Source organism: Streptomyces sp. NPDC048496 (genome assembly GCF_043200055.1).
Taxonomy (GTDB): Bacteria; Actinomycetota; Actinomycetes; order Streptomycetales; family Streptomycetaceae; genus Streptomyces.
The window spans coordinates 1-14,227 of record NZ_JBICXB010000083.1 but is presented as its reverse complement, the minus strand read 5'-3'; the positions used below and the strand labels follow the sequence as shown (position 1 = coordinate 14,227).

Annotated in this window: 11 protein-coding genes and 1 pseudogene; 7 read left to right on the top strand and 5 right to left on the bottom strand. The window is 67.6% G+C overall.

Going from position 1 to position 14,227, the window contains the following annotated elements:
- Positions 1–81 precede the first annotated feature (81 nt).
- Both ACGFSA_RS33485 and ACGFSA_RS33480 read right to left on the bottom strand, forming a co-directional pair.
- Entirely contained in the window at positions 82–567 is a 486-nt protein-coding gene (locus ACGFSA_RS33485; protein ID WP_393309793.1) for a TlpA disulfide reductase family protein, read from the bottom strand.
- A 119-nt stretch (positions 568–686) separates the two neighbouring features.
- Entirely contained in the window at positions 687–1,469 is a 783-nt protein-coding gene (locus ACGFSA_RS33480) for a site-specific integrase (protein ID WP_393309792.1), read from the bottom strand.
- 341 nt (positions 1,470–1,810) lie between these two features.
- Between ACGFSA_RS33480 and ACGFSA_RS33475 the strand changes: the two genes are divergently transcribed.
- Positions 1,811–2,347, top strand: coding sequence for a GNAT family N-acetyltransferase (locus ACGFSA_RS33475; RefSeq protein WP_393309791.1), 537 nt, complete (start codon positions 1,811–1,813; stop codon positions 2,345–2,347).
- Between the two features lie 159 nt (positions 2,348–2,506).
- Here the strand turns inward: ACGFSA_RS33475 and ACGFSA_RS33470 are convergent, their stop codons facing one another.
- On the bottom strand, positions 2,507–2,962 hold the full coding sequence (locus tag ACGFSA_RS33470) for a hypothetical protein (protein WP_393309790.1): 456 nt from the start codon (positions 2,960–2,962) through the stop codon (positions 2,507–2,509).
- Positions 2,963–3,316: 354 nt separating this feature from the next.
- Positions 3,317–4,063: a hypothetical protein gene (locus ACGFSA_RS33465; protein WP_393309789.1), complete on the bottom strand. Its 747-nt coding sequence runs from the start codon at positions 4,061–4,063 to the stop codon at positions 3,317–3,319.
- 1,018 nt (positions 4,064–5,081) lie between these two features.
- Here ACGFSA_RS33465 and ACGFSA_RS33460 point away from each other — a divergent pair.
- The 6 genes and pseudogenes from ACGFSA_RS33460 to ACGFSA_RS33435 all read left to right on the top strand — a co-directional run.
- A pseudogene (locus ACGFSA_RS33460) lies at positions 5,082–5,300 on the top strand (diadenosine tetraphosphate hydrolase); the annotation flags it as partial.
- A 435-nt stretch (positions 5,301–5,735) separates the two neighbouring features.
- On the top strand, positions 5,736–7,808 hold the full coding sequence (locus ACGFSA_RS33455) for a SpoIIE family protein phosphatase (RefSeq protein WP_393309794.1): 2,073 nt from the start codon (positions 5,736–5,738) through the stop codon (positions 7,806–7,808).
- A 303-nt stretch (positions 7,809–8,111) separates the two neighbouring features.
- On the top strand, positions 8,112–9,965 hold the full coding sequence (gene dnaK / locus ACGFSA_RS33450) for a molecular chaperone DnaK (RefSeq protein ID WP_393309788.1): 1,854 nt from the start codon (positions 8,112–8,114) through the stop codon (positions 9,963–9,965).
- On the top strand, positions 9,965–10,618 hold the full coding sequence (gene grpE, locus ACGFSA_RS33445) for a nucleotide exchange factor GrpE (protein WP_393309787.1): 654 nt from the start codon (positions 9,965–9,967) through the stop codon (positions 10,616–10,618). Before dnaK ends, grpE begins: the two co-directional genes overlap by 1 nt.
- Before the next feature lie 365 nt (positions 10,619–10,983).
- A complete protein-coding gene (locus ACGFSA_RS33440; protein ID WP_393309786.1) occupies positions 10,984–12,345 on the top strand; it encodes an FAD-dependent oxidoreductase in 1,362 nt (453 codons plus the stop codon).
- Between the two features lie 169 nt (positions 12,346–12,514).
- Positions 12,515–13,147: a class I SAM-dependent methyltransferase gene (locus ACGFSA_RS33435; protein ID WP_393309785.1), complete on the top strand. Its 633-nt coding sequence runs from the start codon at positions 12,515–12,517 to the stop codon at positions 13,145–13,147.
- A 94-nt stretch (positions 13,148–13,241) separates the two neighbouring features.
- Here ACGFSA_RS33435 and ACGFSA_RS33430 read toward each other — a convergent pair.
- The coding region (locus tag ACGFSA_RS33430) for an alkaline phosphatase D family protein (protein ID WP_393309784.1) at positions 13,242–14,227 on the bottom strand (986 nt) is incomplete at its 5' end.

Sequence of the window (14,227 nt, the reverse complement as noted above, 5' to 3'; positions counted from 1 at the left end):
ATCGCACAAGCCTGCCACCGGCGCTGGAACAACGTCACCGCCGCCGCGACCACATGACACCACCACCATGACGATCAAGAACTACAGCTGCCGGGTCAGTGTGCCCTTGGGGAATCCTGACAGGAGCAGTTTTCCAATCGGATCGTACAAGCTCGGGTAAGCCATACCGAATTCGTCTTCAAATGCCTTGGATAGACTCTTGTTGCCGTCGCGGGCGTTGATGCCAACGAATTCAACACCCTTGGTCTTCATTTCCCTGGCGACCTTGTTGAAATATGGGGCTTCGGCCCGGCATGGCGGGCACCAGGATCCCCAGGCATTGATCACGACGACCTTGCCTTGGAGGTCGACGACGTCGAGGTGCTTGCCTTGAAGGGTCTCGCCCTTGATCGGGCCGACAGGCTTCCGCTCGCCCTTGGCAACCGTTGAGATGCCACCCGTGCTCGTTACGTAGTTCGCCTGACCGCCGCCTCCGGACTTGCCGCTGCCACAGGCAAACAGAGAGAGCGAGCCAAGAGTGACGATCGCGGTCAGTGCGGCGCCGCGGGAGACGGGCCTGAGAATCATGTGATGAGTTTCCCATGAGCCTGCGAAGAGGAAGTCACCCCCCGGGTCGGGGCGAATGGGCGCGCCTACGCCGGATAGCAAGCTGCGGCAAGGCCGGCGCAGCCGGCTTCCACCGACGTCTACACCACGCGTACGCCGCTGGTTCTGGGCCAGGCGTCCACGCGGGAAGAGAAGGGCTCCGCCCGTGGCCAAGAAGCAGTTCCCCCCTCAACACGTCGCCGCACGAGGCAGAGATCGGCAACGTGACGTTGCTGTTCCAACCGAAGGTCCTCGGCGACGAGTTCCTGGACAGCTACGAACGTCTTCAGGGGGCGAACCGGCGGCTGAACATCGACCCGGCCCAGAAGCCCGATCAGGAACTTGTCCCGCGCGCGGTCCGCCAGCATCATCAGGACCTTGGTGTCCTCGGCTCGCAGCAGTTCCGCCGGGTCCTCTCCCGCCGGAAACTTCATCATCTTTGCTCTGCCGTGGCGTAACTGGCCGTCCTCACCGGGGTTGAACCCGTGCGGGAGCCGGCGCAGGTACTTCGGCGCGGAGAGACGGTCGACCAGGGTCGGATCGATCCACTCCTCGCGGGCCGCGAAACGGAAGAACTCGCAGACCGCAGTCATCACGGCGTTCGCTGTCTTGCTGGAGCGGAAACGTGGTGGACTCGCCGTACGGGAACGGGTCGGCAACGGTTCCTGGACCAAGCAGCGCAGGAACCTCGCAAGGTCGAACATCCCTGCCGAGTGCCAGTCCAGGCCCTCGTCCTCGCACCAGGAGAGGAACAGGGCGACGCGGGATGCGTACGTGCGTTCGGTGTTGATCGAGCGGCCAAGGCCGCGTAGGCCGGCGAGGAAGAGAGGCTTCGCGATAGAGGCAGAACTGAGAGTCCGCCACCGTCCACGAGACCGAGCCATCGGCGGGCGAGACTGCACGTTCAGAGCGGAGCGTCACGATTGCAGACGCTATGTCCGCGCCTCACGACCCGATGGTACTGCTACGTCAAGCTTCCGGGTGATGTCTGGATCACCTATCGCTCACGCCTGAACAGGACCCGGGATAACCGTCGTGGTCGTCGCGCACATCGAGGTCCAGTGGCTCGTCTCGGATGGTCGACCAGGTAATGGCCCGTACGTAGACGATTCCTCGGCGCGGACGGCGATCGCCGGTGCTGTGGCGGCCGGGGCTGGGCCGGCGGAGTTTGCGCTGGTGAAAGTGGTTTGCCGGGCGTGGCGCCAGGTGGGTAGCGTCGCCGTCCATGACCCCGACTCTGCGCACCGAGCGCCTGCTCCTGGCCCCTTATACCCCTGAGGACGAAGAGGACTTCGTAGCCCTGTTCCAGGATGTGAGGGTGTCGCAGTGGATAGGTGACGGTGCCGCTTCCGAGGAGGAGGACCGGGCCCTGTTCGGGCGGATCTTCACGAAGGTCTACGCCCAGAACCTGTTCGATGTCTGGGCCGTTCGCAGAGACGGCCTGCTGATCGGGCATGCCGAAATCAAACCGACCGATGTGGTCGGGGGCCACGAGATCGTCTATGCACTGGCCCCGGCGGCGTGGGGATCGGGTCTGGGGACGGAGTTGGCCCAGGCCGTCGTGGACTACGGCTTTGACGCTCTCGGGCTGACGGAGGTACACGCCACCGTAGCCGCACCGAACAGCGCCTCGCTGACCCTGCTGGACAGGATCGGCTTCGAGCACATCCGGGACATCAGCGAGGACGACGGCAGCACCACGCGCGTGCTCACCCGCCGCCCGGGCGCCACGGACAGGTCCTCGCTCGTCCGGCAGGAGTGAGCCGGCCACCGGCTCGGCGGGAGGCTGTTCAAGCAGCCCGGGCCGAAAACTGGTCCCAGGGAGCGGCACCGGTAGCCCTTCATCATCCTGACTCAACTTCCGACATCACGTTGCTGTGAGTGATATTCGTCAGGAGGCGAGCGGGACCGAGGACAGACATCAGGTGCAGACGATGGGGCAGTCACGCCGGATCGAGTGCTGGGCAGCGCGCAGGAACAGTGCGACGTAGAAGGCTGTGTCCAGGTCATCGCCCCACGGTTCCGGTCGAACGGCGGCCAGTTCCTTCGCTGCTCCGTCCATGAACCACGTAGTCAGGTCGAGGTTGTCGCACATCGCCGGGGTCTCGGCCGGCAGGTCGACGGCTGCCGCCACTTTCTCCGCGATTGCCAGCACCTGGGGAGCGCCGGCGACCATGGTCGAATCCGTGTAGCCGGAGTTGATGGGCAACCAGATCTCCTCGTCGAGGGACAGGGGCACAAGCACCGTCCAGCCGCAGACGGTCTCCGCTTCCTCCCGTGACAGGTGCGCTTGGCACAGAGCACCGAACCCGGTCATGGAGGGGATCAGCTTCTCCTCGAAGGCCTGCCCCGAACCGGGAACAAAGTCCGCCTCCACCGGTACGGACTCATACGGCGGCAGCCCCCGCCGTCTCAACTCGGCGTTGAGCGCCGAGGCGACTTCGCCCCACCCGTCTTCCTCGTCATCGAACCATTCCTCCGCAGCAACACTGGCGGAGTCCAGGCATGCCGCTTTGATATGGACCCGGCGGAACCGTCACCGTCCAACGCCTGGTGTCCGACGCCGCGCCCGATGACTACGATGCGCTGCTGCCGGGCGGCACCTTGGGTGTGGTGTGCGTGGGTCCGGCCGTGCGGGGTTCGGGGTGTCTGCCGGGGATGCCCCTCGTATGCCGGAAACCCCGGCCCGATTCCGACGGGCCGGGGTTTCCCTGTGACGCAAGCGGCTGGGTCAGTAGCTGTCGCCCTCGTCGAACCCGCCGCCCTCGCCGAACCCGCCGCCCTCGCCGAACCTGCCGTAGTGGTCCCGGACCACCCGGAAGCTGCCCACGACACCGTTGCGGACCTTCACGCCGCCGCGGATGTGCTTACGGGTGAAGACATTGTTGCTGGTGCTCCAGGGACCGACCGTCGCGACCGGGGAACCGTTGTCGCAGGTCGCCCCCTGGAAGAACTCAACGGTCCGGCGGCTGTCGTTACGGACGTTGAAGCTCTTGGCACCCAGACCGCTCACCACCGTGATACAGCCATCCTCCCCACGAGCGGAGTACGACCGCTCATTGATGAAGATCCGGCCCTCCTCCCGGTGACCACGGCGCTCTTTGCCGCCACGCTCGTTACCGCCACGCTCGTTACCGCCACGCTCGTTACCGCCGTAGCCGCCTCCCTCGTTCCCCTTGCCGCCACCGCCGTTCCCGAACCCGTTCCCGTTCCCGAACCCGTTCCCGTTCCCGTTCCCGAACCCGTTCCCGTTCCCGTTCCCGAACCCGTTCCCGTTCCCGTTTCCGTTTCCGTTCCCCTTCCCGCTTCCGTTCCCGTTCCCGTTGCCGTTCCCGCCGTCACCACTAAGCGGAGCGGCCTGCTGGACGGACGGGGCAGCCTGGGTGGATCCGGCGGCCGAGGCATAGGTGATGCCGGTAGTGGCGATGACCGCGGCGCCCACTGCGGCAGCGGTCACGGCGACGGTACGCGTCTTCATGTCACTTCTCCCTTGTCTCTGAGGGTCGGCCGGGCAACCGGCCTGCAATGAACGTACTTATGGCGCCTTTAGCTGTCATATCGGACGTATCACCAGGGGGCCGACCGGGTGTACGAACGACCCGCACCGCACACCGATCAACACATGACGCACCGTCAACACATATGAAAGTAAGCTTATTTGGCACACGATTAGGCCTTCTGGGCGACTTGATGACGCCCGATCACCCTCTCGGCAGCATGAACACCGGATCCGGCACACCCAGAACCTCACCCCCACCGCCCTGAACAGCTGCCATCGCCCTCCACCCACCACCCCGGCCACCACAGCGACCCACCACACCCCTCTCGCGGACCAGGACAGCGTCGGCATGTCACGCAGGTCTGCGGTCGCCACCACGGCCCGGGCCGTGGAGCGAAACAGTCACTGGCCCGACCCGACGGTGCAGCTCGGCCGGGCCATCGGCCAGGCACCTGGCGGATCCATCGCTCGTAAGAGGTCACGTCGCTTCGAGCGTGCATGTCTCTTACATCCCCTCTGCAGCAATGTGCTAGATAACTGCAGTAATCCGGTGCCCCACGCCGGACCCGCGGGACGGCCCTGATACCACGCCGATGGTGTCAGGGCCGTCGACGTTCGGTGAGGGCCGCTCTTCCGGCCGGATTGTCGGGAGGACCCACCACCGGCACGTGGGTTGGTGAGCCGGCGGTCTTCGACGCGACCGTCGCTGTGGTGCCGTTCTTGTGGGAGATCGCGGTCACCCAGACCGTGACCTGCCGGGCTGGTGTGGTCGAGTCGCTACAGGCAGTGCTCGAACATGGCAACGCTGCGCAGGTGGGGATGGAGAAGGCAGCTCACGAGGCCGTCGGAAGTGGGCGGAGAACGGCGGAGCTGCTGGCTGAGGACGATGTCCATAGGGTGAGGACAGCTGCTCAGGAGTTGTTGGCGGCGACAGACAATCATCGCTGCAGCTGTTGCACCCCTCACTGATATCTGGCGGCTGTCGGTTGTCCTCCCCCGGCGGGTCAATCCGGAGATCCTGGGGAACACGGACCTGTTCTTGCATGCGCATGTCTGGCCGCGGTTCGAGTGGGAGCCGGCCGATTTGGTGGGTGCGCCGATGTGACTCTATCCGCGTGACCGGTCGAACGACGAGCAGTTCAGACTCGGTCCGCAGCACAATCTGTTGCGGGATGCGATCGGCAGAGAACTGGACCAGTTGCGCTCGACGGCCTGAAGGAGTGGGCTCTCCGGCCGTAAGGTCGGCGAGCCCGGTGATCGGTGAGGGTCAGCCGATGGTCATGGGATTCGCCTCCGCGGGCTGATGTCGGTGACGCGGTTGGTGATCACGGGGGGCGGCTTCCCGTGTCGCGAGGGGAGCGACGATCGTGACCGGCTGATCGCAGAGCGGGGCAGTTCCGTACAGCCGTCGCTGCCGGTGGATCGGTGGCCTCAGGAGGCCGTCCATCGCGGTCCGCCGACGCCTCCGGCAACACCCCGGACGCGAGACGGCCCCGAATCCGGGCTCGGATCTGCCGCTGTCGGCCGGTGGGGGGACGATGGACACACGGGAAGGTATGGCATGGGAGCCACGGCGGCGAGGCGGTTCGCGCGGGCGGTGTGGGCCTCTGAGGGGAAGGAGGGTCCGGCCGTGACTGACGCCGACGGCCTGCTGGGCAACACTGACCCGGGGGCGGCTGATCCTTCGGCCGCGCCGGGCGGGCTGCTCGATGTGCTGGGTGTGGCCGCGGTGGTCCTGAACGCGGAGGGCCGGATCGCTCTGTGGAGCCCGCAGGCCGAGGAACTGTTCGGCTACACCGCCAGGGAGGCACTGGGCCGCAGCGCGATGTACCTGCTCATCGAGGAACGGCATCGGGAGCGGGTGATGTCCCTGTTCGCGCAGGTCATGGCGGGCTGCGGGGCTTGGGCCGGGGTATTCCCGGTGCGCCACAAGGACGGCAGCACCCGGCTGGCCGAATTCCGCAACATGCGTCTTGAGGACGAGCACGGCCGTCTCTACGCGTTGGGCATCGCTTTCGACCACGCCACGCTGCAACGCGTGGAGCGGGATCTGGCCTTGTCTGTGCGATTGGTGTCGCAATCCCCGATGGGCCTTGCGGTCATGGACTCCGACCTGCGGTACGTGCTGGTCAACCCAGCGCTGGAGCGCATCAACGGCCTGCCCGCCGAGCAGCACCTGGGCCGGCGCGTCGGCGAGGTGCTGTCGTTCCTGGACGCCGACGCCACCGAATCGGCGATGCGGCGCGTGCTTGCGGACGGCGTCCCTCGGCTGAACCAGTTCACCACCGGCCGCACCGCGGCCGACCCTGGCGCGGAGCACGCCTGGCGTGTGTCGTTCTACCGGCTGGAGGACGCGTCCGGGCAGGTGATCGGCCTGGCCACCTCGGTCGTGGACGTCACCGAGCAGCTGCGGGCGGCTGCCGCCGCCGTCCGGACTCGGCGGCGCCTGGCCCTGATCGCCGACGCGTCCGCGCGGATCGGCACCTCTTTCGACCTTGAGGTCACTGCCCGGGAACTGGCGGACATAGTCGTGCCGGAGTTCGCCGACATAGTCGCCGTCGACGTCCTCGACTCCGTGCTGGGGGGCACGCAACCCCACGACGCCGGCGACACGGCGTCGTTTCGTGCGCTCGCGGTGAAGACCGCCTACCCCACGCCGGCAGTCCGGGCCGCCGACCCGGTCGGCGAGCTGGCGAGATACGACGCCACCCGGCTGGTCACCCAGTGCGCGAGATCCGCCCGCCCCGTCCTGGTGTCCCGTGTGCGGGAGAGCGACCTTGCCCGTATCGCCCGCGACGCGCACGCCGCCACCCTGCTGAAGGAGGCCGGCCTGCACTCCTATCTGGCGGTGCCGCTGATCGCCCGCGGTGAGGTCCTCGGCGTCCTGGACCTCAAACGCGCTCGCAACCAGCAGCCTTTCGACCACGACGACCAAGTGCTCGCTGTCGAACTCGCCGCCCGCGCGGCGGTATCCATCGACAACGCCCGCTGGTACCAGCGTCAACGCCGCGCCGTGCTCACCCTGCAACGCCACCTGCTGCCCTCCGAGCCCGCCCCCAGGCCCGGGCTGGAGATCGCCTACCGATACCAGCCCGCTGCGGCGGCCGACGAGGCCGGCGGGGACTGGTTCGACGTCATCCCGCTGCGCGGTGAGCAGACCGCGCTGGTGGTCGGCGATGTGATGGGCAGCGGCATCAACGCGGCCGCGACCATGGGCCAGCTGCGCATCGCCGCCCGCACCCTGGCCGCACTCGGGCTGGAACCCGATGCTGTCCTCACTCAACTCGACGACATCGCCGTGGGTCTGGACGGCACCATGGCCACCTGCGTCTTCGCCGTCTACGACCCGCACCTCCTGCGCTGCCGCATGGCCACCGCCGGCCATCTGCCTCCTGTGCTGACGCGGCCGGGTCGCGTGCCGGAATTGCTGGAACTGCCCACCGGAGCCCCCCTGGGTGTCGGCGGCGTCCCCTTCGAGACGGTCGAGTTCCACCTGGGTCTCAGCGACGAACTGGTCCTCTACACCGACGGGCTGGTCGAGACCCGCGACGAGGACATCGACGTCCGCCTCCAGGCGCTCACCGACCTGCTCAGCAACCCCCGCCGCCCTCTGGAGGAGACCTGCGACTTCCTGCTGGGCGCGCTGCGCCACCAGGACGACCACGACGACGTAGCCCTGCTCATCGCCCGGACCCGGCATCTGCGGTCCGGGCACGAGCCGTGAAGCCACGGGCGCGGCGTCCTGACGATCCTGTCCGGCTGCGGGGCCTCGTGGCCGGGGTGGAGCACAATCCCCGGCACCTTGGTCCGCGGCCGCATACCTACGACACCGAGGGCATGCCCATCGCGTTGACAGCGGTTGGCAGCCGACGTATCCCGGAATCTGAGGGTGAAAGACACGTTCGATGCCGAGACCGGCCGGTGCGGTTGCCGACCGTGATTCGCCGGGCCCGGACGCCGCGGCCCAGGTGCCGCGGAGCAGCCCTTGCACCTGCCCAGAGGGGCAGCATGGAAAAGGAGCGGGATCATGGCACGCTCGATCGGTATCGACCTCGGTACGACGAACTCGGTCGTCAGCGTTCTGGAGGGCGGCGAACCGGTTGTGATCCCGAACGCCGAGGGCGCCCGGACAACCCCGTCCGTTGTGGCATTCGCCAAGGGCGGCAACGTGCTGGTCGGCGAGGTCGCCAAGAGGCAGGCGGTGACCAACGTGGAGCGCACCGCCCGGTCGGTGAAGCGGCACATGGGTGAGGCGGCCTGGCGATTCCCGGACTCCGGCGGCGTGGACGGGAAGCGCTACACCGCGCAGGAGATCTCCGCGCGGGTCCTGCAGAAGCTCAAGCGCGATGCGGAGGCCTATCTGGGTGAGGACGTGAGCGACGCCGTGGTCACCGTGCCCGCGTACTTCAACGACTCGCAGCGCACCGCCACGAAGGAGGCCGGGGAGATCGCCGGTCTGACGGTACTGCGGATCGTGAACGAACCGACCGCTGCGGCTCTGGCGTACGGCCTGGACAAGGAGAACGACCAGACGATCCTCGTCTTCGACCTCGGCGGTGGCACGTTCGACGTGTCCCTTCTGGACATCGGCGAGGGCATCGTGGAGGTGAAGTCCACCAACGGCGACACCCACCTGGGCGGCGACGACTGGGACCAGAGGATCGTCGACCACCTGGTGAAACAGTTCAAGAACAGCTACGGGGTCGACCTGGCCAAGGACAAAATGGCCGTTCAGAGGCTGCGCGAGGCCTCGGAGAAGGCGAAGATCGAACTGTCCGCGGCAACCGAGACGACCATCAACCTTCCCTACATCAGCGCCTCCGCGGAAGGCCCGCTGCACCTCGACGAGAAGCTCACGCGTGCCCAGTTCCAGCAGCTCACAGCGGACCTCCTGGAGCGCTGCAAGAACCCGTTCCACCAGGCCGTGAAGGACGCGGGAATCAAGGTCTCCGGCATCGACCACGTCATTCTGGTCGGCGGCTCCACCCGGATGCCCGCCGTCACGGGCCTCGTGGAGGAACTGACGGGCAAGGACCCGCACAAGGGTGTGAACCCGGACGAGGTCGTCGCGATCGGCGCAGCACTGCAAGCCGGTGTCCTCAAGGGCGAGGTCAAGGACGTCCTGCTGCTGGACGTCACCCCGCTGTCCCTGGGTATCGAGACCAAGGGCGGCATCATGACCAAACTGATCGAGCGCAACACCACGATCCCGACCAAACGCTCGGAGATCTTCACCACGGCCGAGGACAACCAGCCGTCCGTCCAGATCCAGGCCTACCAGGGCGAACGCGAGATCGCGGCCTACAACAAGAAGCTCGGCGTGTTCGACCTGACCGGCCTGCCCCCGGCCCCGCGCGGCCTCCCGCAGATCGAGGTCACCTTCGACATCGATGCCAACGGCATCATGCACGTCGCCGCCAAGGACCTCGGCACCGGCAGGGAACAGAAGATGACCATCACCGGTGGTTCCGCGCTGCCCAAGGACGACATCGAGCGGATGATGCGCGATGCCGAGGCTCACGCGGAGGAGGACCGCCGCCGCAAGGAGGCCGCCGACACCCGTAACAGCGCCGAACACCTCCTCTACACCACCGAGAAGCTCCTGGCCGAAAATGCCGACAAGATCCCCGCGGATGTCAGGACGGACGTCGAGAACGCTCTGGCCGACGTCAAGGAGAAACTCAAAGGCGACGACACCGCCGCCCTTCGCTCCGCCGTGGAACGAGCAGCCAACGCTGCTCAGAAGATCGGCACTGCCCTCTACTCCCAGGCCCGAACGGATCAGCCCCCCGGTCCTGCTGCCGGCGCCGGACAGGGCGGCGAGGAGGACGTCGTGGACGCGGAGATCGTGGACGATGACACCGCGAAGGGAGACACGTGATGAAGCAGTCGCCCCAGCCCCCGCGTCCGGATCTCCCACCCCTCGTGGTCGTCCACGATCGCAGGAGCACCGATCCCGTCACGCTCCGGCCTCGCCGACCCGAAGGTCAGGAGGCCACACCGTCGACGCACCCGGCAGCGACGACCGGCCCACCGGTTGCGGACAGCCACGCCGCCCACAGTCCGTCCGGCCCCGAGAACCGCATCCGGCAACTGGAGGCGGACCTGGCCGAGCGCACGGCGGACCTGCAGCGGGTCAAGGCGGAGTACGACAACTACCGCAAACGGGTGCGGCGGGACCGCCTCGCGATCCGGGAAGCGGCCGTCGCCAATGTCCTGGCGGGGCTGCTGCCCGTCCTGGACGCCATCGACCGGGCCCGGGCCCAGGGCTACGTCACCGATGGCTTCCACCAAGTCGCCCGGATTCTGGAGTCCCACCTCGCCGCGCTGGGCCTGCGCAGTGTTGGCGAGGCAGGCGAACCGTTCGACCCCCGCATACACGAAGCCCTCACCTCGACCACCGGCTCCGGCACCACCAGCGCAACCTGCACCGAGGTGCTTCGTCCCGGCTACCGGGTCGGCACACACCTGATGCGCGCGGCACAGGTGGCCGTAGCCGAGCGGCCGGCCCTGAGTCCACCCCCGCACCGCTGACCTACCGGCTCCGCGGCACGCCTCCACATACCGTTCGAAGCGTTGCACAGGGCACGTCGTCAGATCGAGTTCGAGCTTCACCCACTGGTCAGCCATGCGCTCCCCCTTGCTCCGGCATGATCCATTCCCACTCATCGTGCTGGATCGACCGGGCGGAGGGCAACGCCGCGCCGCATGTCGGGCTCTGCGGAGCGGACGGCGCGGAGGCGGGCAAGCAGGGCTGTCACCTCACGGATGGCCCCCCGGTCGGAGGGGCGGTGGAGGCAGGACATAGCGTGTGCGGTGGAGAGTACTAAGTCAAGCCTTACTTCCACTGCTCTCCGCCCGCGTTCAACCGCCCCATGGAACGAAGGAACAACAGCCCCATGACACGCCCCGTCCGCGTCGCCATTGTCGGAGCCGGCCCCGCCGGTATCTACGCAGCCGACGCGCTGCTGAAATCCGAGTGCGCACTGGACCCGGGTGTATCGATCGACCTGTTCGAGCGCATGCCCGCCCCCTTCGGCCTGATCCGGTACGGAGTGGCCCCTGACCACCCCCGGATCAAGGGCATCGTCACCGCGCTGCACCAGGTGCTGGACAAGCCGCAGCTGCGGCTGTTCGGCAACGTCGACTACCCCCATGACATCGGCCTCGACGACCTGCGCTCCTTCTACGACGCGGTCATCTTCTCCACCGGCGCCGAAGCGGACCGCCCCCTCGACATACCGGGGATCGACCTCGACGGCTCCTACGGTGCGGCCGACTTCGTCTCCTGGTACGACGGGCACCCCGAAGTGCCGCGAACCTGGCCGCTGACGGCCGAGAAGGTCGCCGTTCTCGGTGTGGGCAATGTGGCCCTGGATGTGGCGCGCATGCTCGCCAAGACCGCGGACGAGCTGCTGCCCACAGAGATCCCGGCGAACGTGTACGAAGGCCTCAAGGCGAACAAGGCACTGGAGGTGCACGTCTTCGGGCGGCGCGGTCCGGCGCAGGCCAAGTTCTCCCCGATGGAGCTGCGGGAGCTGGACCACTCCCCCAACATCCAGGTCATCGTCAACCCCGAGGACATCGAGTACGACGCGGGCTCGATCGAGACCCGGCGGGGGAACAAGCAGGCGAACATGGTCGCCTCCACCCTGGAGAACTGGGCGATCCGGGACGTGGGCGACCGGCCCCACAAGCTGTTCCTGCACTTCTTCGAGTCCCCGGTCGAGGTGCTCGGGGACGATGGCACCGTGGTCGGCCTGCGGACGGAGCGGACGGAGCTGGACGGCACCGGCAACGTCCGCGGCACGGGGCGATTCACCGACTGGGATGTCCAGAGCGTCTACCGGGCGGTCGGGTACTACTCGGATGAACTGCCGAAGCTTCCGTTCGACCCCGCCTCCGGCACGGTCCCTCACGTCGCCGGACGGGTGGTCGAGGGTGCGGAGCCGATGCCCTCGGTGTACGTCACCGGGTGGATCAAGCGGGGACCGATCGGCCTGATCGGCCACACCAAGGGCGACGCCAACGAAACGGTCGCCTGTCTGCTGGAGGACCGGGCCGCGGGCGTGCTGCCGGCCCCGACGCAGCCTGATCCGGACGCGGTCGTCGCCTTCCTCCAGGCGCGCGGTGTCCGCTACACCACGCGTGACGGCTGGCACCGCCTGGACGCACACGAGCAGGCTCTCGGTGCGGAACAGGGCCGTGAGCGCGTCAAGGTCGTAGAGCGCGGCGCCATGCTGGACGCCTCCGGCGCCTGACCGTACGGCCGCGTCACCGGTGGTCCCCTCGGCGGAGACCATCGGTGACGCAGCACGTTACGCAGAGTGCTGTGCGTGCGGGCGGGCCGGCCTGGGGGCGTTGAAGGTTGTCGTGAGCGGTGCAACGATTCCGGGGAACCGTTCGCCCGCCCTCGGAGGAAACGCCTCGATGCATGACGAGCTCCGCCCCACGGCCGCGACAGTCTTCGACGCTCTCGGCGCCGACTACGAGCGAGCCTTCGCCGGCTCGACAGCGCACCGCGCCTCGCTGCAACGCCTGCTGACCCGACTCGCCCCGCACAGCCGGATCCTGGACGTAGGCAGCGGAACCGGCCGGCCAACCGCACAGAGCCTGGCCGACGCCGGTCATGACGTGTTGGGGGTCGATGTCTCGCCGGTGATGGTGGACCTCGCGGCCCGGCAGGTACCCGAGGCGGCCTTCCGGTGCGCCGACGTCCGTGAACTGGCGCTGGAGGACGAGAGTTTCGACGCTGTCTGCGCGTATTTCTCGCTCCTGCAGATGTCGCGGGGCGAACAGTCGCGGCTGTTGCAGCGGCTCGGGCGGTCGCTGAGGCGCGGAGGGCACCTGGTCGTGGCGACGGTGCCGCTGGACGTGGAGGATGTCGGCGCCGTATTCATGGGCCAGAAGGTGCACGTGACCAGCTTCGGCGCCGATGAGTTCACCTCGGTGGTGACCGGGGCAGGTCTGGCGGTCCAGTGGGAGCAGAGCAGTGTGTTCACCCCGTCCCACCCTGAGGCGGTACCCGAGCCGCACCTCTTTCTGCACTGCGTGCGCATCTGACGCACGGGAATGATCGACGGATGCTGGTCCGCGTGGAGGCGGTGGTTCAAGGGCCGGCGGGGCCGAAGTGCGCGTCGCGCAGGACAGCCGGCGGTCAGACCTGCACTCCGGGACGGCCGTCCTCGACGACCACGGAGGCCCGGGTGCTGATCGGTGCTCCCGGGCGGGTCACGTACGGGAGTACGCGGAAATCGCTCCGCCAGCGGTCCCTGTTGACGTTGCAGCGGACGTAGCCGCGCTGACTGTTGAAGAACTTCATGTGCGGGTTGGCCGCCAGGAGCGTCCTGCCCTTGGTGGTCATGTCCGCACCGTCGGCGCCGCTGGTGATGGAGGTGCCGACGAACTCACTGGCCACGGTGGGCGAGTCTGGATCCGCGTAGTCACGCTTGAGATCCCAGGCATAGTTCTGGTGACGATCGCCGGTGATCACCACCAGGTTGCGAACCCCGCGGTCCTGGGCTGCGGCCAGGAGAGTGTTGCGCTCGGCGACGTAGCCGTCCCAGGGATCGAGGAAGACCTTGACAGCCTGGCCCGCGTCCTGGTCGGTCTGTCCCATCGGTGCCTGGTCGCCCAGGATCTGCCAGCGGGACCGCGAGCGCCCGAAGCCCTGGAGCACCCAGTCCCGCTGCCTGGTTCCCATCAGCGTACGGTCGGGATCGAAGCGCTCGGCGCAGGTGGCCGAGGAGCCGTCGCCGCAGGGCTGGTCGTCGCGGTACTGACGGGTGTCGAGCATCGTGAAGTCGGCGAGCTGCCCGTAGTTCAGCCGACGGTACATCTGCACGTCGGGGCCGGAGGGGAGCTGGCCGCGGCGGAACGGACCGTGCTCGTACATGGCCTGGAACGCCTGCCGGCGCCGGGCCAGGAAGTACGCCGGGTCGTCGTCGTTCTCCGATGTCTCGTCGGCCCAGTTGTTCTCCACATCATGGTCGTCGAAGACCATGATCCAGGGGAATCGTGCGTGGGCCAGCTGCAGCGGTTCCTCCGACTTTTGAAGTGCTCTCCCGGCTGAAGCCGGGAGATTCCCGCTTACCTTGCGGCAGCGGGCTTGACGCGCTTCGTGCGCCTGACGACTGCCCTCCC